Below are 17,425 nucleotides of genomic sequence, written 5' to 3'. Positions count from 1 at the left end.
CCGCCTGCGACCGCGTGATGCTGCTGCGCGGCGGCGTGATCGAAGCCTTCGGCCCGAGCGGCGATGTGCTGCGGCAGTCAACCGTCGAGAAGGGCGCCGGCAAGAGCCCCGCCGCGCAGCAGGGCACGGTCGTGACGGGCTCGTTCGCGCCGACGATCCGCACGGTGTCCGCCTGGGATCGTAGGCGATGACGACCCAGAGCCTTGCCTGGGAAGATAAACCACGCACCGACTTCCGGCGCGTGGCCTTCGCCGGATATGCGGCAATCGCAATCTTCGTGGGCGGCTTCGGCTATTGGGGGGCAAGCGCGCCGCTGTCCGGCGCGGTGATCACGCAAGGGACGATCTCGGCGACCGGCGGCAACATCCTCATCCAGCAGCCCGAGGGCGGCATCATCCAGCAGCTGCTGGTCCACGAGGGCGACCGCGTGCGGCAAGGCCAGGACCTCATCCTCCTCGACCGGACGGCGGCGCAGGCCGATCTCAACCGGCTGACCAGGCAGTCGATCACGCTCAAGGCAAGCGCTGCGCGGCTGGAGGCCGAGCGCGACGGGCTGGACAGGCTGGCGCCGATCGCCGAAGCGGCGCCGGCGCCGTTCCAGCAGGACTTCCAAAATCTGCTTCGCGAACAGCAGAAGGAGTTCGACGCCAGGCTCGCCCGCTTCCGCTCCGAGCAGTCGATCATGGCGCAGCGGGTCGCCATGCACCGCGAGTCGGTCGTCGGCTTGAACGCCCAGAAGCTCGCCATCGAGCAGCAGTCCGAGGTGGTGAAAAAGGAGCTCGGCATCAAGACCGGCCTCTTGGACAAGGGCCTCACCAACCGCACCGAATATTCGCAGCTGCTGCGCTCAGAGGCCGATCTCGTCGGGCAGGCCGGCGCACTGGAGGCAAATCTCGCCGCGGCCAACAGCCAGATCGTCGAAGCCCAGGTGCAGGTCGAGCGCCTGACCACGCAGCGCGTCGAGGAAGCGCTGACCAAGCTCGACGATGTCCGCACCAACCTCGCCGACATCGAGGAGCAGATCAGGGCAGCCGAAGCGGTGCTTCAGCGCACCACGATCAAGGCGCCGGCGGCCGGCATCGTGGTGTCGTCGACCTATAATTCCAAGGGCAGCGTGATCGCGTCGGGCGAGAAGATCATGGAGATCCTGCCGACGGCATCGGGCCTGCTCGTGGACGCCAAGCTGCGGCCGAAGGACGTCGATCAGGTGCGCGTCGGCCAGCCGGCGAAACTCAGGCTGTCCGCGCTCAATATGCGCCTGACGCCCGAGGTTTCAGCCACGGTCACACAGATTTCCGCCGACCGGCTGGTCGACCAAGCCACGCACGAACCCTATTTCCGCGCCAAGCTGAAGATCGCCGATGCCTTGCCACCGGGCGTGAAGGCCGAGCAACTTTACCCCGGAACGCCGGTCGAGGCCTTCATCAGCACCGGCGACCGGACTTTCTTCGAGTACCTGGCACGGCCGATGATCGATTCATTCGCGCGGGCGTTTGCGGAAAGGTAGGAGCGGATCGCCGTCATGCGTGCACAGCTTTCCCCTCCCCAGCAGCAACGTGACGCGCTCAGACGGCGATTTGGAGCGCGCCGTAACGTTTTACTTCAGCTTCGATTTCCCTGACCAAGGTCTCCAGCGCGGGATTTCGAGTGTTGCGCGCTCGCCGGACCACATAAGCCAGATCCGGAGGCTTGGGAAAGTCCTTGTCGACAATCTCCATACCGGCTTGCAGGTGCCGCTGGCTCAAGAGCGCGACGCCGAGCCCCGCGGTCACGCCGGCGATGATGCCGGCTGCGCTGGAGCATTCGAACACGGTCTCGAACACCGTCCCTTCGTCCTGCCCAAGATCGAGGCCCCAGCGCCGATAGAAACAGTCCTCATCGAAGGAGAGGAACGGGATCGGCTTGTCCTTCGACAGGACAAGGTCGGGAGATTTCACCCAGTGCAGCGTTTCGCGGAACAGGACGATATCGGCGGGGCGGACCTCGTGCTGGAACACCTGGACGATGGCGGCATCGAGCGCTCCCTGGCCGAGCTGCTCCTGCAAGACGAGGCTCATGCGCACTTGCGTGCGGACGCTCACCTCGGGGTAGAGCCGGCGAAACCGGCCAAGAATGCGTGAGAGGTCCGTGCAGGTCGTATCCTCGGTCATTCCCAGCGCGATCTTGCCTTGCAGTGTGCTTTTCGAGAGGCTCAGGATCGCTTCGTCATGGATTCCCAGGATGCGCCGCGCGTAGCCGAGGAGATCGAGCCCGGCAGTGGTGAACATCGGCGCATTTGCCTTCCGGCTGAGGATTTCGCAGTCGAGGCTCGCTTCCAGTCTCCTCACCTTGTGGCTGACAGCCGATTGTGACAGGCCCAGAACCTCGGCGGCACGCGTGACGCCGCCATGCTTCTCGATCGCGACCAGTGCCCGCAGGGCGTCGACATCCAGGCGGCGGCTCATCAATCCAGCCATGACAATCCTTGTTCGGAACCAAAGCAACGCGCCAAGCTGTGACGCAGAACCGGCTTTCAGGCAAAGGAATATGTCATCCTACATGGCCATTTCATGAGCGTATCGAAATTTGTCATGTGCAACGACGCCTGCGTGCCGACATAAGTCTGCGCCGAACATTGCCCGTGGTCCGCTTCCGGAACATGGACTCGCCTGAAAAAGACAGCCATGACGCTCTCGCAGAACCAGACCCATCCCCTCATTTGGCCGATCGTTGCGGCGGCCCTGGTCGTAAGCTGGAGCTCCGGCTTCGTCGGCATCCGCTACGCCAGCGAGAACGCCGATGTCATGCTGGTCCTGTTCTGGCGGACCTTGTTGTCCGGATTGATCCTTCTGCCATTTGCTCTCCTGATCGGGCCGCGCATCGGCGCCCGCGGCCTGATCCGGCAGATGATGTTCGGTGTGGCGACGATGTTCCTCTATCTGGGCGGGTTCGCTTTAGCCATCGGCCAGCGCGTGCCGACCGGCCTTGTCGCGCTCATCTCCGATCTCGTCCCTCTCGCCATCGCAGCGCTGTCGCAGCCAGTTCTGGGCCACGGGTTGACCGGAAGGCAATGGAGCGGAACGGCTCTGGGGGTGACGGGCGTGCTCATCGTCTCGCTGGACAGCCTGAGCCTCGGGACGGCGCCGGTCTGGGCATATGCCCTCACCGTCGCTTCCATGCTGGTCTTCGCCCTTGCTACCGTGGTGCAGAAGCGCATAGGCACAATCAACATGCCCATCCATCAGAGCCTGTGCATTCAATGCCTGACGGCAGCGATCCTCTTTGCCCTCTGCGCCAAGTGGAATGGCGGGCTGACTCCGCCCCTCGATGGCCGTTTCCAGTTCGGCATCGCCTGGCTGGTGCTGTTTTCGACCTTCCTTTGCTATGCCGTCTATTACATGAGCCTGCGCCACTATAGCGCCGCGCAGGTCAGCAGCGCGGTCTATCTCAGTCCGCCGGTGACAATGCTCTGGGCATGGCTGATCTTCGGCGAGCCGCTGTCGACGGCGATGTTCATCGGCCTGGCGGTGACATTGTTCGGTGTCTGGCTGGCGTCGTCACGCGGCGCGGTATCGAACGCCAAGCCAGATCTGGGCTCAGTCGAGCAGCCTATCGGGTAATCATGGACATCAAGGAGGACACCCCATGAAGCTGACAGATTTCAAAGCCCTGACCTTCGACTGCTACGGCACGCTGATTGATTGGGAATCCGGCATGATCGACGGCCTGAAGCCGCTGACCGCGCGGGTTGGTCGTCATTTGAGCCGCAACGAGATACTGGAGGCGCACGCTCGGCACGAATCCAGTCAGCAGAAATGGACTCCGCAAAAGCGCTACCGCGACCTTCTGGCGATCGTCTACAAGCGGCTTGCCGAGGAATGGGGCGTCGTCGTCACTCCAGAGGAATGCATCGCCTACGGCGAAAGCGTGAAGGACTGGCCGGCCTTTGCCGACTCCGCGAAAGCCCTGCAATATCTCAAGCAGCACTACAAGCTGATCATCCTCTCCAATGTCGACAACAAAAGCTTTTCGTTCAGCAACAAGAAGCTCGGCGTGGATTTCGATGCGATCTACACGGCGGAAGATATCGGCTCCTACAAGCCTTCCGAACGGAACTTCGACTATATGCTCGAAAAGCTCGGGACCATCGGCGTCGCGAAAGGACAGATCCTGCATACGGCCGAAAGCATGTTCCATGATCACGTTCCGGCCAGCCGCCTGGGTCTCAAATCGTGCTGGATCTATCGCCGGCACGCCGACCAGGGCTTCGGCGCCACGATGCACCCCGGCGACATGCCGACCGTGGATTTCCGCTTCGACAGCATGGCCGACCTCGTGAAGGCGCACGCGCAAGAATTGCGTGCCTGATACCTGAGCGAGGCGCTGCTGCTCGGCAGAAAGCCGAGCAGCTTTATCCGGGACGCCGGTCGAGGTGTTCATTGAGCCGGCGGCCGGACTCCTTCGAATATCCAGCGCGGCCGATGGTGGATTCTTTTGCGCGGGCGTTTGCGGAAAGGTAGCGGTTGGAGAAGGTCCATCGCATCGGTGACGAAGGTGAAGTCGGAGGCGTTCTTGTCTGCCGTGTAGGCGAACTGCTGCTGCGGTATGATTGCATGTTTCGAAAGCACATCGCCTCAGGCTTTCAAGCGTCAGTCGCGATGTACGCTGGCCGCGCCAACCTCGGCGGTCTCCTCCAACAGCCCAGCGGCGATCTTGGTCGAGGGCATTGTCGGCATCGATGAGAACGGCAAGACGCGGCGAGCGGGGCTCGGACGGCATCGCGCAAGCTTTCCTTCAGGCTAGTCTCTGCTCGAACTCGACCACCTGTACCTTGTGCCGCAGTCCGGTCGCAACGACGGAGACCCTGAACCTTCCTTCCAGAGCCGCATCGAATATGGCGCCCACGATGATATCGGCATCGGCATCGACTTCCTCGCGGATGCGTGTTGCTGCCTCATCGACCTCGAACAGCGTCATATCGGGCCCACCGGAAATAGAAACGAGGACGCCTCTGGCGCCCCCCATCGATGCCTCGTCAAGAAGCGGGTTTGCGATCGCTGCTTCAGCGGCTGCCTTCGCCCGCCCCTCACCTGAGGATTCCCCGGTACCCATCATCGCCCGGCCCATGCCACGCATCACCGAGCGCACATCGGCGAAGTCGAGATTGATCAGACCCTCCTTGACGATGAGGTCAGTGATGCAGCCGACGCCCGCATAGAGGACGCGATCGGCCATGGCAAAGGCGTCCGCGAAGCTGGTTTTGGCATCGGCGATCCTGAAGAGATTCTGGTTCGGAATGACAATCACGGTATCGGCGCATTCGCGCAGCCGCTCTATACCCTCCTCGGCCGCCTGCATCCGGCGTCTGCCCTCGAAGACGAACGGTTTGGTGACGACGGCGACGGTCAGAATGCCGGCTTGGCGGGCGGCATGCGCAATAACGGGAGCGGCGCCTGTTCCCGTCCCACCGCCCATGCCGGCGGTCACGAAACACATATGGGTTCCGGCAAGGTGGTCCATGATTTCGCCGATCGATTCCTCGGCCGCCGCATGACCGACGTCCGGCACCGAGCCGGCTCCCAGGCCTTCGGTCACGCTGGCGCCGAGTTGGATCAGCCGGGAAGCCTTCGACATGGCAAGCGCCTGGGCGTCGGTATTGGCCACAATGAACTCCGCACCCTGCAGGTTCTGGGCAATCATGTTGTTAACGGCGTTTCCACCGCCGCCGCCGACACCGATCACGGCGATCCTGGGCTTCAGCTCGACAATGTTCGGGGTAGCGGTCATGCTATCCTCCATCTGGACGCGCGTAATGCCAGCCTTTGCACGAAAGCAAGGAGCAAACGAATCAAAGCAACTCCGCCTTCGGCAGAGGATCAGACGGGAGTCGCGATCGCAAGCGCCTGACCGCCACACCGCAGATTCTGGTGCGAGCGTTCATCGCGCAGTGTCATCTTCAGGCTGTTCTGCTCTTCGCCATCGGATCGAGCGCAGCAGCCCAGCCTGGGCTAGTCGCGCTCTCTGTTCCGCGACCCAATGTGCGGCGCCGTGATGCCCACGTCTGCCTCCTCCGTATGTTCTCCCGATTTATTACACGTCGGTATGTAAGCGTGATACAACGCTGCTACTCGTGCGCAATCATGTGCACCCGTCTGACAACGATCGGACACCTATCATGAAAACCCCTGAATGGGTGACACCGGCCGGCTACGGCGCGGTCGGAGGAGCTTTGGCGCTCGCGATCATCGGCTTCACTGCAGGCGGATGGAGGACCGACGGCACGGCGAGAGAAATGGCAGAAAATGCCAGTGTCGATGCTGTCGTCGCCGCCATGACTCCTTATTGCGTCGCGCAATCCAAGACCGCCCCGAACTCAGCGCAGGTTTTGGCGGCGCTGAAAGCGGCAAGCAGCTATGATCGCAGAGAGATCATTGAAAAGGCAGGATGGGCTACACCCCTTGGAGCGAGCAGCCCCAACAGAGAACTGGCCATTTCCTGCAACTCAGCAATCGCCGCGAACTAAAGCGACCGAAGCGAACGTTGTTCACTGACGGCGAGCGAATGGCGCGGTACGGGTAGCTCTAACCTCTTATCAGGATGTAGCCGGCGCCCGAAAACCGGGCGCCGGCATCAACTACCGAAGGGAGCGTCGTGATGGTCTACACGGTAAGTTGGTACGGGAAACAGGGCATCGTTGAAAAGACGCCCTTCGACACCGAGAAAGCGGCACGAGACCACGCGCTGGCGACCTTCCCAGATCGAAAGTCCGGCATCGTGGCGGTCGAAGTACGCAAAGACGACGGCACGGTTGTGTTCAGTCAAGCAGGAGCCAGCTAAACTAAGGCGTTGGATGCTGTCTTTCAAAAGATGCTCGGTACCGGATATGCGGGTCCGCTGCGGGCGTGGCTGGATCTATTTTCGTTGGTAAGACATACGTCTTTGCCATGACTGGCGCGGTCAGGCGGCGTTCTGGACGACCACCGTCTCGCCGATGACAGGATTAGAAGCCCGCGCCGTCGATCTTGCCTTCGGTTCCCGACTGAAGCGTCGCTTCCGACCCTCAGCGGACGATGAGTTCAAATCAGGCGATTGCGTTCCGATAGTTGACGTGCCCGCCGTAGAGTGCCGTCGGTGTCGGCGATCTTGCGCCTTGCTGCTTCGTCGCTTCTGATCGTCAGCCGTGCCGACATGATTTTTGATGGCTTGGCAATCGCCTCGATTACGATGGGCGGAGCATCCGGTGTTTTCATGAATCTCATAGCTATTATCCTTTCAGGTGAAATGCCGGCAGCGGCAGCCATTCGTCATCCGCCTTCTGCACATGACTAGGCCAGCAGAGCTGAACCGCAATAACGGCATTGCCGGAATCAGGATTCGCGGCCCGTTTCTTCCCGCCGCTTGGCGTCCTGAATGTTCAATTCGATTACCGTCTTTTCCGCACGGCGCGTCTTGATCCCCACCATGAGCTTCTGCTCGAGCTCGGCGGGCTGGCCGGTGAAGACGTCGAAAACGGTCCAGCTGTTCGGACGGTCCATCCGAAGCGCGTAGCGATTTGCCATGCTCGCATCCTTCTCGTTTGCGCCCACCGAGGAATGCTGTCGGTTCAGGGCTTCATGATGACAAATGCCGACGCCAGCACAGCGACAATCCACAGCGCCACATAGACCCTCAAGGCGAGTGGCCCATGTGAAGAAAGCGCCGCACGCACGCGCGTCGCTACGTTCTCCATGCCCTTCGATCTGGCCGGCTCCGCCGCGACAGCGGCCCGCGCCTTGGCGCCAAACTTGCCGAAAGCGCGAGGCGGCGCCGGTTCATGCATGCAGACGACCTCGAATGTCCGGGCAATGCCAGGAGCCGCGTGCGGCACGCTGGATGACACGACTATGGAGGGGCCGGATTTTCAAGAGCTTCTTTCTTCTGTCGGCCTGGGTGACCAGACCCCTCTATAGACTGCTTGGCCTGCGATAGATAGGAGCGCCAAAATTATTTGCCCAGTCGGCAAAAATATCGGGCGGAGTATACCAGAGTCGAAAAATATCATAACGGGCTGAAGAGAACTTCAGTCGCTTTTTTAGGCGCCGAGTTTGGATTTCTATTTAACCAAGAAAAATAAAACGCCGACGCCACCTTGTTCGCAGCGCAATTGGGGCGCATATATAAAATTCGTTGATTTGGTCGAGGTGGCTTTTGTCATATTGAGGCCTTGCCATCCGCATCCGAATTTTCGATAGCGAATGCATTGCGCCGCTCCCGGCGCGGCATCTCGCTTAGTTCGAACCCTGAAATGATGCCAGCGTTGACCACGGATGTACTGGCAGCACGGGACATCGTTTCGGCGGTTCGGCTGGAATTGGAGCGGAAGGCGCGTGCGCGCTTCCGCGGAAAGCCGCAAATGACCACTCGCACCACACCGACCGTCGTTCGCTTCAACTCGGCGTTTTTGCTGCCGGGCATCGATACGCCGCAGCCGCCCGGAGAATATCGCGTCGATCTCGACGAGGAGTCTCTCGAAGGGGCTTCCCGCACCGCATGGCGCCGCGTGGCAACGTTCATTCACCTGCCGGCGATCTCCGCGAAAGGATTCACGCAGCAAATGGTGCCGATCGAACCGGCCTCGCTCGAGGCCGCGCTCGACAAGGACCGGAGACGATCATGACGACCCTCATGCAACGCAATGCACGCCCGATCCAGCATGGAGCCCCGGCACGCCTTTTCGATGTTGGACAGGCGGTCCGGCTGAAGGGCAGCTTTGGTGGGGCTTCTAAGGTCGGCGAAATCTACCGGATCACCGGCACGCTGCCTCCGAAGGGAAACTCGCCGCAATACCGCATTCGCAGCGAAGGCGAACCGCATGAACGGGTGGTGACCGAGGACAATTTGGAACTGGTCGACACGTTGTTGCCCGGCGACGACGCAGCGCTCATCGAAAGGACGTTCGGACATGGCCAAGGGACAGAAACGCTCGAACCGCGAGATCAGGAAGCCGAAGCAGGAAAAGGTTCCGGCCAAGCCTGAGAGCTCGTTTGGCAGCCAGATCAAGGGCGCTGTCGGCATCAACGCCCAAGGCAAGAGCAAGGGCTGACGGCGTGACGCCTGGGCACGATGGGCTCGGATGGCGATGAAGATCGTGATCGAATTCTATCGCACGCGAGCTGTCGACGATGCACACGCCGTCGTCGGCCGCGAGACAGCGCTGGCGGCCGGCCTCGACGACGCCATCGAGATCGCGCGGCTTCTGGCAAGGACGCTGAACATGCCGCAATGGCCGGATGCCGTGGCCATCGCCGATGCCGACGGCGCAATGATCTATTCAGGCGTCATCGCCGCGCAGGCGAACAAGGAGAGGCCGACATCATGAACGCAACCAACGCCGCGGCACTTCGGGTATGGGAAAACGAAGGTGGGGCGCCGGGCCGCGACTTCAGGGATCATCAATATGGCCGCCGCGTCGAAGCCGATCGTTCCTGGACCGTCTATCACGTCTTCACCGGCAATCCGGCGCATGTGGATGGCGCCTTCATGATCGGCCTGAACCGTTCGGACGCGACGAAGAGCATGCTGTCCCTAAATCTTCGCAACAGCGAGCGCCGGAAGGAGCGGACCGCCGCGCGATCGTTCGCTACTTGCGCTCCCGAAACACCGGCAGGCCAGTCATGACGCTCGCCTTTCCAAACCCCAGCCGCAGCTTCGATGAAACACGCAACGCCGTCTGCTTCATCGGCCATGACGGCATGTTCAAGATCCGCTTCTTCGTCGAGGCCGAAGCGCTGGCGAGATCCGGCATCGCCCTGGGCGGGAAAGGGAGTGCCGAGACGACATATCTGTCGGCATTCGACGCCTTGCGGACCTCCATCCAGGATGTTGCCAGCAAGGCCTATGCCCGCGATCGCCGCGAGTCCTACACTCTGACCACCGCCGATTTCCGGTAGTCTGCGCCCGGATGCTGATCCGCTACGGCTACGAGATCACCCTGACCTGCCAGCTGCCGACCGCGCTGGTCTGCTTGCTCTCGGTCCACGAGGATCGCGCCGCCGACATGAGGGTGCCCGAAACCCTGTGCACCACGCCCGATGTTCCGACAACGACCTATCACGATCTGTTCGGCAACCGCTGCCGCCGCCTTGTTGCGCCGGCGGGCGACCTGACGATGTGGGGCGACGCCACGATCGAAGACGACGGCAAGACCGACAGGCAACTGCCCGACGCCCGCGAAATCGCGGTGCCCGATTTGCCGGACGATTGCCTGGTCTACCTCCTGGGCAGCCGCTATTGCGAAACCGATCGTCTCAGCCAGGCGGCGTGGGACATGTTCGGCGCCGTCGCGCCGGGCTGGCGTCGCGTGCAGGCGATCTGTGACTTCGTCCATGGCCACATTCAGTTTGATTACATGCAGGCGAGGTCGACGCGGACCGCCTTCGAAGCCTACCAGGAGCGCATCGGCGTCTGCCGCGATTTTGCCCATCTGGCACTCACGCTCTGCCGCTGTCTCAACATTCCAGCGCGTTACGTCAACGGGCACCTGGGCGACATCGGCGTCCCAATTGTCGACCCCATGGACTTCAGTGCCTGGATCGAGGTCTTCCTTGAGGGCGCATGGCATACGTTCGACCCGCGCAACAACACACCCAGGATCGGCAGGATCGTTGTCGCGCGTGGCCGTGACGCCGCCGACGTTCCGCTCATCAACTCCTTCGGTCCACATGTGCTCAAGGGGTTTCGGGTCTGGACATACGAGGTGACGGGGCTGCTCGTGCATTAGCCGGTTCCCAAACGTGGGCTTCCCGTCCGCCGTTGCCGGCCGCCAAGAGCGTCCTCCAAAAATCGGTCAGCGATCGATGCAGAAGCGCTGTAGCTAGACTCCCCATCCACCTTGTTTCTTGGCGGGCTTCTCGCAGCCGGATACGGTCGCGAGCCTTGGAACAAAAGACGTGCGAGACTGTTCAGCTATAGCTTTTGACACGACGCTGACGTGCCCGGCCGGTTGGGCATGTGGCGCTCTTGAGGAGTCTCATCATGTCCAGATTTCGTTCAATCGCGGTTGCCCTCATAGCGGCCGCGGGTGTTAGCCTTGCCAGCACAGCACACGCCGACAGCGGCACGATCCGCTTTTCCGTCTACAAGGCGGCCTTCTTCATCGGTGGCTCTGGTGGCGCGGGCACGCTGACCTTCCATGGTCGCCACTATCCCATCTCGATCGGCGGCATCTCGGGCGGCCTCGCCTTCGGCGCCTCCAAGACCTATTTCAAAGGCACCGTGCGCCACATTCGCCGCGCCCGCGACGTGACGGGGGTGTATGGCGCAGCGGGCGGTGGCGGCGCGCTCGGCAGAGGGGCCCAGGTGATCGTCATGACCAATGACAAGGGCGCCGAACTCCAGCTCACAGGCCGGCAGGTAGGCCTGCAGGTCAACGCCGATCTCAGCGGCATGACCATTGGGCTGAAATAAGGGCCGCCGCACCGTTCGTCATTCCTTCGTCCTGTGCTTCAAGCGCTAAGGCCGGGTTTCTTGCAAGGATAAGAAGCGCGCTGGGTTCAGTTACAGCGCGCTGACTACCTGCAGCGCCGCCCCGCAGCCGGCTGCGGCCGGTTTCGAGTGCAGCTTATGCGTCATCCATATTGAGGCCACGGCCGAGTAAAGGGCGCGGCGGCTTCGTCCAACTTGGCATGGTGGCCAACGCGCCGATATCTCTGGCTCAATCACCGCCTGTAGACATCGCGGTGCCAATCACCCAATCTGACCCATGGGAACAAAAAGCGCTTCGAAGAAGGCGCGGACCTTCGGGTGTGCATGAAAAATCGATGGACCTTGTATGATCCACGGCTGGCCTGGATGCTGATCGCGCCGGTGCTGTTGCTGCTGATCTTCTTCCTGGTGCTGCCGATCGCCGTGATGGCGGTCTATACATTCTTCACCTTCGTCACCGCCGGCGTGGAAACCAGCGCGCTGACCGCCGCCAACTGGCACGAATTCCTCACCGACAGCTACTATCACGGCTTCCTGTTGAAGACGCTGAGAGTCGGGGCGATGACGGCGCTGCTTTGCGGCGTGCTCGGCTATTTTCCGGCCTATTTCATCTGGGCGACAAGCTTCAAGCACAAGTGGCTGCTCCTGCTTCTGCTCATCGTGCCGTTCTGGATCAGCTTCACCATCCGCACCTTTTCCTGGATCAACATCCTCGGCGAACAGGGCGTGATCAACGTAGCGCTCATAAAGATGGGCATCATCAGCGAACCGCTGCCGATGCTCTACACCGAGGGCGCGGTGATCATGGGGCTGCTGCACTTCCTGCTGCCCTATATGATCCTCAACGTCTATGTGAGCCTCGAGAGCATCGACCGCACGCTGATTTCGGCGGCGCGTTCGATGGGCTGCACCAGCGCGCAGGCGTTCCGCGAGGTCACGCTGCCGCTTTCGCTGCCTGGGCTGGCGGCAGGCCTGCTGCTCTGTTTCGTGCTGGCAGCCGGCAGCTATGTGACGCCGCAGCTTCTGGGTTCGGGGCGCGACGCGCTGTTCGGCAATCTGATCTACGACACGATCATGAGCGAGCTGAACTGGCCGATGGGGGCCACGCTTTCCATCGTGCTGTTCGTCGTGCTCGGCTTCTTCGCCGCCATCTACACCCGCTACATGGGCATGTCGCAGATCGTCAAAGGACTTGGAGGATGACGGGGATTGGGCGGATGAAAGCGTCGCGGCCGAACAAGGAAGGCAAATGGGCCTGGCGGCTCACCGGCTTCGTCACGCTCTGCGTCTATATCTTCATGTTCGCGCCGATCGCGGCGACCGTCATTTTGTCGTTCAACGCCTCGATGTTCGGCGGCTTCCCGATGACAGGCTTTTCCCTGCAATGGTACGGCAAACTGATGGCCAACGAGGCGGTCCTGGCCGCCTTCCGCACGTCGCTGTGGATCGCCTTGGTCACCGCGGTCGCCACCACCGCCATCGGCGTCGTCACGTCGTTCGCGCTGGTGCGCTTCGACTTCCCCGGCAAGCAGATGCTGAGCACGCTGGTGATCCTGCCGGCGCTGGTGCCGGAAACCATTTTGGGCGTCGGCTTGCTGGTGCTGATCAAGGCGGTCGACCAGCCGAGGACGCTGCTTCTCCTGGTGCTTGGCCACATCCTGCTCGCCGTGCCCTATGTGGTGCTGATCACCCAGGCGCGCATGGTCGGCATCCGGCGCGTCTATGAGGAGGCCGCACTTTCGCTTGGCGCCTCGCGCTTCTCGTCCTTCCGCGAGATCACGCTGCCGCTGCTCATCCCGGCTGTCGTTGCGGGCGCGCTGCTTGCCTTCACCATCTCGTTCGACAACACCTCGGCCAGCCTGTTCTGGCGGCCGGCCGGCGTCGAGACCATGCCGACGCAAATCCTCTCGATGCTGAAGATCTCGATCAGTCCGGAGATCAACGCGCTCGGCACGGTCATGATCCTGGTGACCGTCGGCATCCCACTGATCGGCGGCCTGATCATGCAAAGCCTGACCAGATTGAAAAGACGAGGCGAACCAAAGGAGGAAGCACGATGAAACTGACCACCACCAAGCGGCTGGAACGGCTGCACGACCGCTACGCCAACGGCGATTTGAGCCGCCGCACTTTCCTGAGCCTGACCGCCGCCGCCGCGGCCTCGGCGGGCCTCTCCATGCCGTGGATGAGCCGCGCGCTCGCCGCGGTCGAACAGGTTCGCTTCGACGGCTGGGGCGGCACGGTGCAGGACGCGATCGACAAATACGCCTTCCAGCCCTACACGGCCAAGACCAAGATCAAGGTGGTCCAGGGCACGTTCGGCGACGAGAACGAGATCATCACTAAGATCAAGACGGCGAAGCCCGGCGACTTCCAGATCGTGCATTCGTCCGGCGTCAACTACTACATCAAATACATCAATGCAGGGATGAACTCGGAGATCAACGAGGCCAACATTCCCAACATGGCGAATGTGCTGCAGCCGATGATCGAGCCGTTCCGCAAGCTGACGCCAAAACTCTCGGCCGTGCCCTACGATTACGGCACCACCGGCATCGCCTACAACACCAAGGTGATCTCGCCGGAGGAAGCGAAGGAGAAAGGCGCCGGCCTGCTGCTCGACAAGAAATATGCCGGCAAGGTCGGCGGCTATGCCGACATGACGACGCGCGTCTGGTACGCGGCTCTGGCCACCGGGCAGGATCCCAACAACATCAAGGACATAGACACGATCTGGGTCAAGGTGCGCGAGACGCGCGACCTCGCCAAGAAGTTCTGGAGCTCCGGCGCGGAGCTGATGGACCTGCTCTCCAAGGGCGAGATCGTGGTGACCGATGCCTGGTCGGGCCGCGTCGCTGCCTTGCAGGACCAGGGCCATCCGATCGGCTATCTCGATCCGGCAGGCTCCTATGCCTGGATGGAGGACATGCTGATCCTGAAAGGCTCGCCGATGGCCGAATGCGAGGAGCTGATCAACTTCATGCTCGATCCGGCGACCTCGATCGCCGTGGCCGAGGGCCAGAGCTATCCGCCGTCGCTCGATCCGACCAAGGTCAAGCTCACCGAGAAGATCGAGAAGCTGCCGGCTTTCGACAAGACGGGCTCGATGAAGGCGTTGACCTTCGCCGATCCGGTCTATTGGGCGACCAACGAAGATGCCTGGACCAAGCAGTGGGACAGGATCGCGAAAGGTGCCTGACAGGAGCGAAGTGTCACTCAGCCCCCGGCCGGCCTCGGCCGGGGCACCCTCCCCCGCCGCCGGCGGATCTGCCTCTGAGGCGGAGAAGCCGGCGGTCGAGTTCCGCGACATCGACATCGCTTACGGCAAATTCGTCGCGGTGCGCGATTTCTCGCTCTCGATCCGCAAGGGCAGCTTCGTCACGCTGCTCGGGCCGTCGGGCTGCGGCAAGACGACGATCCTGCGCTCCATCGCCGGGCTGGTCGACATTTCGGGCGGCCAGATCATGATCGACGGACGGCGGGTCGATGACGTGCCGATCTACAAGCGCAACATCGGGCTGGTGTTCCAGAGCTACGCGCTGTTCCCGCATAAGACCGTGTTCGACAATGTCGCCTTCGGCCTGAAGTACCGCAACGTGCCGAAGCCTGAGATCGCGCGCAGGGTTGGCCAGGCGCTCGACATGGTGCGGCTGCCGGGCAGCGAGAAGAAACTGCCCTCGCAATTGTCGGGCGGGCAGCAGCAGCGCATCGCGCTTGCGCGGGCCATCGTGTTCGAGCCGCAGGTGCTGCTGCTCGACGAGCCGCTGTCGGCGCTCGACGCCAACATGCGCGAGGAGATGCGCGTCGAGATCAAGAAGATCCAGAAGGCAACGGGCATCACCGCCATCTTCGTGACGCACGATCAGGAAGAAGCGCTTTCCATGTCGGACCGCATCGTAGTGATGAACGCCGGCTCGGTGGAGCAGATCGGCACGCCGGAAGAGGTCTACGAGACGCCTGCCACCGCCTTCGTCGCCGATTTCCTCGGCAAGGCCAACATGCTTGCCGGCACCGTCAGCAAATCCGACGGAACGACGGCGGTTACGCTTGCCGCCGGCCAGACGGTCAATGTGACGTCGCCGCGGCCGCTTGCGTCCGGCAGTAAGGTCACCGTCGTGGTCCGGCCGCAGAAGCTGTCGATCGGTGCCATGGCGGGTGCCAACCGGTTGTCCGGCCGCGTCGTCTCGACCTCCTATCTCGGCGGCAGCGCCATCTACGAGATCGACATCGGCGGCAAGACGAACGTGCGGGCCAACGCGCCGATCAACGGCCATGTCGTTCGTGAAGGCGAAACCATCGAGGTCGGGTTCGATCCGGGCGGTTGCGTCCTACTCGACGAGAGCGGGCAGCGGATTTCGTAAGATCCCCTCGCTGCTCCTCCACGAGCGATCGGTTCGCCTCGCCTCCGGGCAAGCACCGTCGGCGAGCTGGCCCGAGTCTGAGGCAAGTGTCACCACGGCGACCGATCAATGCCTCGCTTTCAGAAATCGGGCTTCTCGCAGAAGCGAATGGCGGTCGTGCCCGACCTCCTTTATCAGTTTGCAGGCTTCGGCCTCCGAGATACCTGCCTTTTCTTTCAACAGAGCGACCAACTGCTTGTCATCAGCTCGGACTTGGGAACCGTCTCCGACATGTTCTCTCATATGCCGATCCTCCTGGACCAAAACCGAGAGGGTACGCTGAACGTTTCATCAAATGTCAGTGTCTGAACTCAGAATCCTGCCGGTTACTGCCATCAGGGCCAATGACAGGCGGAACGATTTTCGACGTTTGCGCTTTCTGGGTGCATGGCTGCGATACCGCCGATCGAACCTCCCTTGCTTTCTGAAGGTAGCCCCGATCGCGCCCTCAACTGCGAGGTCGCCCTCGAGCCCGCATTTCAGGCGTTGGTGAAGGCCTCCATTCTTAAAGGCTGGTCGGCGCAGGAAGTCGCGGAAACGCTACTCAAGCTTGCAACAGAACATGCAGAGACGATTGTGGGGCGGCAGAGAGTGGCCGCGCGATTATACCGTTGGCGCGTCAGCAGCCTGGTAGATATGTACGTTAGCCAATTCCTTGGCAGATTTAGGTGAATGGCCGGCCGAGCAGGCGGCCAAATGTGCGCCGTCAAAGGCGCTCCGCCGGCGCCTCAGAAACAATTCAGAAACATTCCAGAAAAAATCCAGAAATCATTGAGGCGTAGAATTGACCGCAGAGGGTCGGTCATCGGCTGCAGCACTGCAGCACTTGTTCGGATTGGCGACAAGCGATGCAAAGGTTCTCGATCAGGTTGATGGGCGCGTTGCTCGGCATTTCGCTCGTCACCGGCCCGGTGGAAGCCGGCGAGGCTAAGGTTGCCACGACCCGGACCGAGCGCTGCGCCAATCTCAGCCGCCAAGTTGACAAAGCCCTCGAAACCCATGCCGCGTCAACGCAGGTCACCGCGGCGAAGGCACTGCAAAGAAAGGGAGACCGGTTCTGCGCCACCAAGAAGCAGGCGCAGGGGATCCGGGCGTTCGCGAGCGCTCTGAAGCTGCTTGGCGTGACACCGATCGATCCCGATGCAGTGACACCCAAAACCGACCTGCATAGCAAGGAGAAAAAACCATGAAAAAGTCCCTTCTCTCCGCCCTTGGCCTCGCTGTTGCGCTGGCCTTCTCGATGCCGGCTCTCGGCAACGCCGCCGCCACCAAGACGACCGCTCCGGCCGCCTCCACCGATACGACCATGGCAGCCGCGCCGGCTACAACCACCGCTCGGAAGCCGCACAAGAAGGTCTGCAAAGTAACCAAGACGCACAAGTGCCCGGTCAGGCACAAGAAACATACTGCGAAGGCTGCGGCGGCCACCAAAGCAGCGCCTAAGACAAGCTACTAACCCTACCGCATTACGAGAAGGCCGTTCCATCCGCATTCACTTGGGGCGGCTTTTCGTCGCGGCTGACGTGGAGCGGCGCAGCGGTCCAGGCTCTTTCAGGCCGATACAAGCTCGGCGCCGGCGCCCC

25 protein-coding genes and 1 pseudogene are annotated in these 17,425 nt (G+C 61.9%); 20 read left to right on the top strand and 6 right to left on the bottom strand.

What is annotated here, in order from left to right; genetic code table 11:
• Both DH10_RS33905 and DH10_RS33900 read left to right on the top strand, forming a co-directional pair.
• Positions 1-191: hypothetical protein (locus DH10_RS33905; protein WP_192385834.1), on the top strand; the 191-nt coding region annotated here is incomplete at its 5' end.
• Complete coding sequence (locus DH10_RS33900; protein WP_192254347.1) at positions 188-1,507, top strand: HlyD family type I secretion periplasmic adaptor subunit; 1,320 nt, start codon at positions 188-190, stop codon at positions 1,505-1,507. The genes DH10_RS33905 and DH10_RS33900, both read left to right, overlap by 4 nt.
• A 58-nt stretch (positions 1,508-1,565) precedes the next feature.
• On the opposite strand, the gene DH10_RS33895 is transcribed toward DH10_RS33900, so the two are convergent.
• The gene (locus DH10_RS33895) at positions 1,566-2,456 is read right to left on the bottom strand and encodes a LysR family transcriptional regulator (protein WP_192254349.1); all 891 of its coding nucleotides are present in this window, start codon (positions 2,454-2,456) and stop codon (positions 1,566-1,568) included.
• Between the two features lie 207 nt (positions 2,457-2,663).
• Between DH10_RS33895 and DH10_RS33890 the strand changes: the two genes are divergently transcribed.
• Positions 2,664-3,599: a DMT family transporter gene (locus DH10_RS33890; protein ID WP_192254351.1), complete on the top strand. Its 936-nt coding sequence runs from the start codon at positions 2,664-2,666 to the stop codon at positions 3,597-3,599.
• 25 nt (positions 3,600-3,624) lie between these two features.
• Positions 3,625-4,347: a haloacid dehalogenase type II gene (locus DH10_RS33885; protein WP_192254353.1), complete on the top strand. Its 723-nt coding sequence runs from the start codon at positions 3,625-3,627 to the stop codon at positions 4,345-4,347.
• Between the two features lie 158 nt (positions 4,348-4,505).
• On the opposite strand, the pseudogene DH10_RS37440 reads toward DH10_RS33885, so the two are convergent.
• Both DH10_RS37440 and ftsZ read right to left on the bottom strand, forming a co-directional pair.
• A pseudogene (locus DH10_RS37440) lies at positions 4,506-4,758 on the bottom strand (NYN domain-containing protein); the annotation flags it as partial.
• A gap of 15 nt (positions 4,759-4,773) precedes the next feature.
• On the bottom strand, positions 4,774-5,766 hold the full coding sequence (gene ftsZ / locus DH10_RS33880) for a cell division protein FtsZ (RefSeq protein WP_192254355.1): 993 nt from the start codon (positions 5,764-5,766) through the stop codon (positions 4,774-4,776).
• Positions 5,767-6,154: 388 nt separating this feature from the next.
• Here ftsZ and DH10_RS33875 point away from each other — a divergent pair, with 388 nt between their 5' ends.
• Both DH10_RS33875 and DH10_RS33870 read left to right on the top strand, forming a co-directional pair.
• A complete protein-coding gene (locus DH10_RS33875; RefSeq protein ID WP_192254357.1) occupies positions 6,155-6,502 on the top strand; it encodes a hypothetical protein in 348 nt (115 codons plus the stop codon).
• Between the two features lie 131 nt (positions 6,503-6,633).
• A complete protein-coding gene (locus tag DH10_RS33870) occupies positions 6,634-6,816 on the top strand; it encodes a hypothetical protein (RefSeq protein WP_192254359.1) in 183 nt (60 codons plus the stop codon).
• Positions 6,817-7,055: 239 nt separating this feature from the next.
• Here the strand turns inward: DH10_RS33870 and DH10_RS33865 are convergent, their stop codons facing one another.
• From DH10_RS33865 to DH10_RS33855, 3 genes are all read right to left on the bottom strand, one after another.
• Positions 7,056-7,280, bottom strand: a complete 225-nt coding sequence (locus DH10_RS33865; RefSeq protein ID WP_246506385.1) for a hypothetical protein — start codon at positions 7,278-7,280, stop codon at positions 7,056-7,058.
• Between the two features lie 66 nt (positions 7,281-7,346).
• Positions 7,347-7,538, bottom strand: a complete 192-nt coding sequence (locus tag DH10_RS33860) for a hypothetical protein (protein ID WP_192254361.1) — start codon at positions 7,536-7,538, stop codon at positions 7,347-7,349.
• 44 nt (positions 7,539-7,582) lie between these two features.
• The gene (locus DH10_RS33855; RefSeq protein WP_192254363.1) at positions 7,583-7,798 is read right to left on the bottom strand and encodes a hypothetical protein; all 216 of its coding nucleotides are present in this window, start codon (positions 7,796-7,798) and stop codon (positions 7,583-7,585) included.
• Between the two features lie 573 nt (positions 7,799-8,371).
• On the opposite strand from DH10_RS33855, the gene DH10_RS33850 reads away from it, so the two are divergent.
• From DH10_RS33850 to DH10_RS33785, 14 genes are all read left to right on the top strand, one after another.
• Entirely contained in the window at positions 8,372-8,635 is a 264-nt protein-coding gene (locus DH10_RS33850) for a hypothetical protein (RefSeq protein WP_192254365.1), read from the top strand.
• A complete protein-coding gene (locus tag DH10_RS33845; RefSeq protein ID WP_192254367.1) occupies positions 8,632-8,994 on the top strand; it encodes a hypothetical protein in 363 nt (120 codons plus the stop codon). Before DH10_RS33850 ends, DH10_RS33845 begins: the two co-directional genes overlap by 4 nt.
• 97 nt (positions 8,995-9,091) lie before the next feature.
• Entirely contained in the window at positions 9,092-9,337 is a 246-nt protein-coding gene (locus DH10_RS33840) for a hypothetical protein (protein ID WP_376774898.1), read from the top strand.
• Entirely contained in the window at positions 9,334-9,636 is a 303-nt protein-coding gene (locus DH10_RS33835) for a hypothetical protein (protein ID WP_192254369.1), read from the top strand. The genes DH10_RS33840 and DH10_RS33835 overlap by 4 nt, the downstream gene beginning before the upstream one ends.
• Positions 9,633-9,908, top strand: coding sequence for a DUF1488 family protein (locus DH10_RS33830; protein ID WP_192254371.1), 276 nt, complete (start codon positions 9,633-9,635; stop codon positions 9,906-9,908). Before DH10_RS33835 ends, DH10_RS33830 begins: the two co-directional genes overlap by 4 nt.
• Before the next feature lie 11 nt (positions 9,909-9,919).
• On the top strand, positions 9,920-10,738 hold the full coding sequence (locus DH10_RS33825; RefSeq protein ID WP_192254373.1) for a transglutaminase-like domain-containing protein: 819 nt from the start codon (positions 9,920-9,922) through the stop codon (positions 10,736-10,738).
• A 254-nt stretch (positions 10,739-10,992) separates the two neighbouring features.
• Positions 10,993-11,424 (top strand): hypothetical protein, encoded by a 432-nt coding sequence (locus DH10_RS33820; protein WP_192254374.1) that lies wholly within the window; start codon positions 10,993-10,995, stop codon positions 11,422-11,424.
• Between the two features lie 342 nt (positions 11,425-11,766).
• Positions 11,767-12,645, top strand: coding sequence for an ABC transporter permease (locus DH10_RS33815; RefSeq protein WP_192254375.1), 879 nt, complete (start codon positions 11,767-11,769; stop codon positions 12,643-12,645).
• Positions 12,646-12,659: 14 nt separating this feature from the next.
• Positions 12,660-13,502 (top strand): ABC transporter permease, encoded by an 843-nt coding sequence (locus DH10_RS33810; RefSeq protein ID WP_192254377.1) that lies wholly within the window; start codon positions 12,660-12,662, stop codon positions 13,500-13,502.
• Positions 13,499-14,641, top strand: a complete 1,143-nt coding sequence (locus DH10_RS33805; protein ID WP_192385833.1) for an extracellular solute-binding protein — start codon at positions 13,499-13,501, stop codon at positions 14,639-14,641. The genes DH10_RS33810 and DH10_RS33805 overlap by 4 nt, the downstream gene beginning before the upstream one ends.
• Positions 14,634-15,803 (top strand): ABC transporter ATP-binding protein, encoded by a 1,170-nt coding sequence (locus DH10_RS33800; RefSeq protein ID WP_343221667.1) that lies wholly within the window; start codon positions 14,634-14,636, stop codon positions 15,801-15,803. Before DH10_RS33805 ends, DH10_RS33800 begins: the two co-directional genes overlap by 8 nt.
• Before the next feature lie 147 nt (positions 15,804-15,950).
• Complete coding sequence (locus DH10_RS33795; protein ID WP_192385831.1) at positions 15,951-16,151, top strand: hypothetical protein; 201 nt, start codon at positions 15,951-15,953, stop codon at positions 16,149-16,151.
• Between the two features lie 539 nt (positions 16,152-16,690).
• Positions 16,691-17,032 carry a hypothetical protein gene (locus DH10_RS33790; RefSeq protein ID WP_192254382.1) on the top strand — a complete coding sequence of 114 codons (342 nt, stop codon included), beginning with the start codon at positions 16,691-16,693 and terminating at the stop codon, positions 17,030-17,032.
• Positions 17,029-17,298, top strand: coding sequence for a hypothetical protein (locus DH10_RS33785; RefSeq protein WP_192254384.1), 270 nt, complete (start codon positions 17,029-17,031; stop codon positions 17,296-17,298). Before DH10_RS33790 ends, DH10_RS33785 begins: the two co-directional genes overlap by 4 nt.
• Positions 17,299-17,425 lie beyond the last annotated feature (127 nt).

It is taken from the genome of Mesorhizobium silamurunense (assembly GCF_014843825.1).
Taxonomy (GTDB): Bacteria; Pseudomonadota; Alphaproteobacteria; order Rhizobiales; family Rhizobiaceae; genus Mesorhizobium; species Mesorhizobium silamurunense.
The sequence above is the reverse complement of the archived record's forward strand: the minus strand, read 5'-3'. Positions and strand labels throughout refer to the sequence as shown.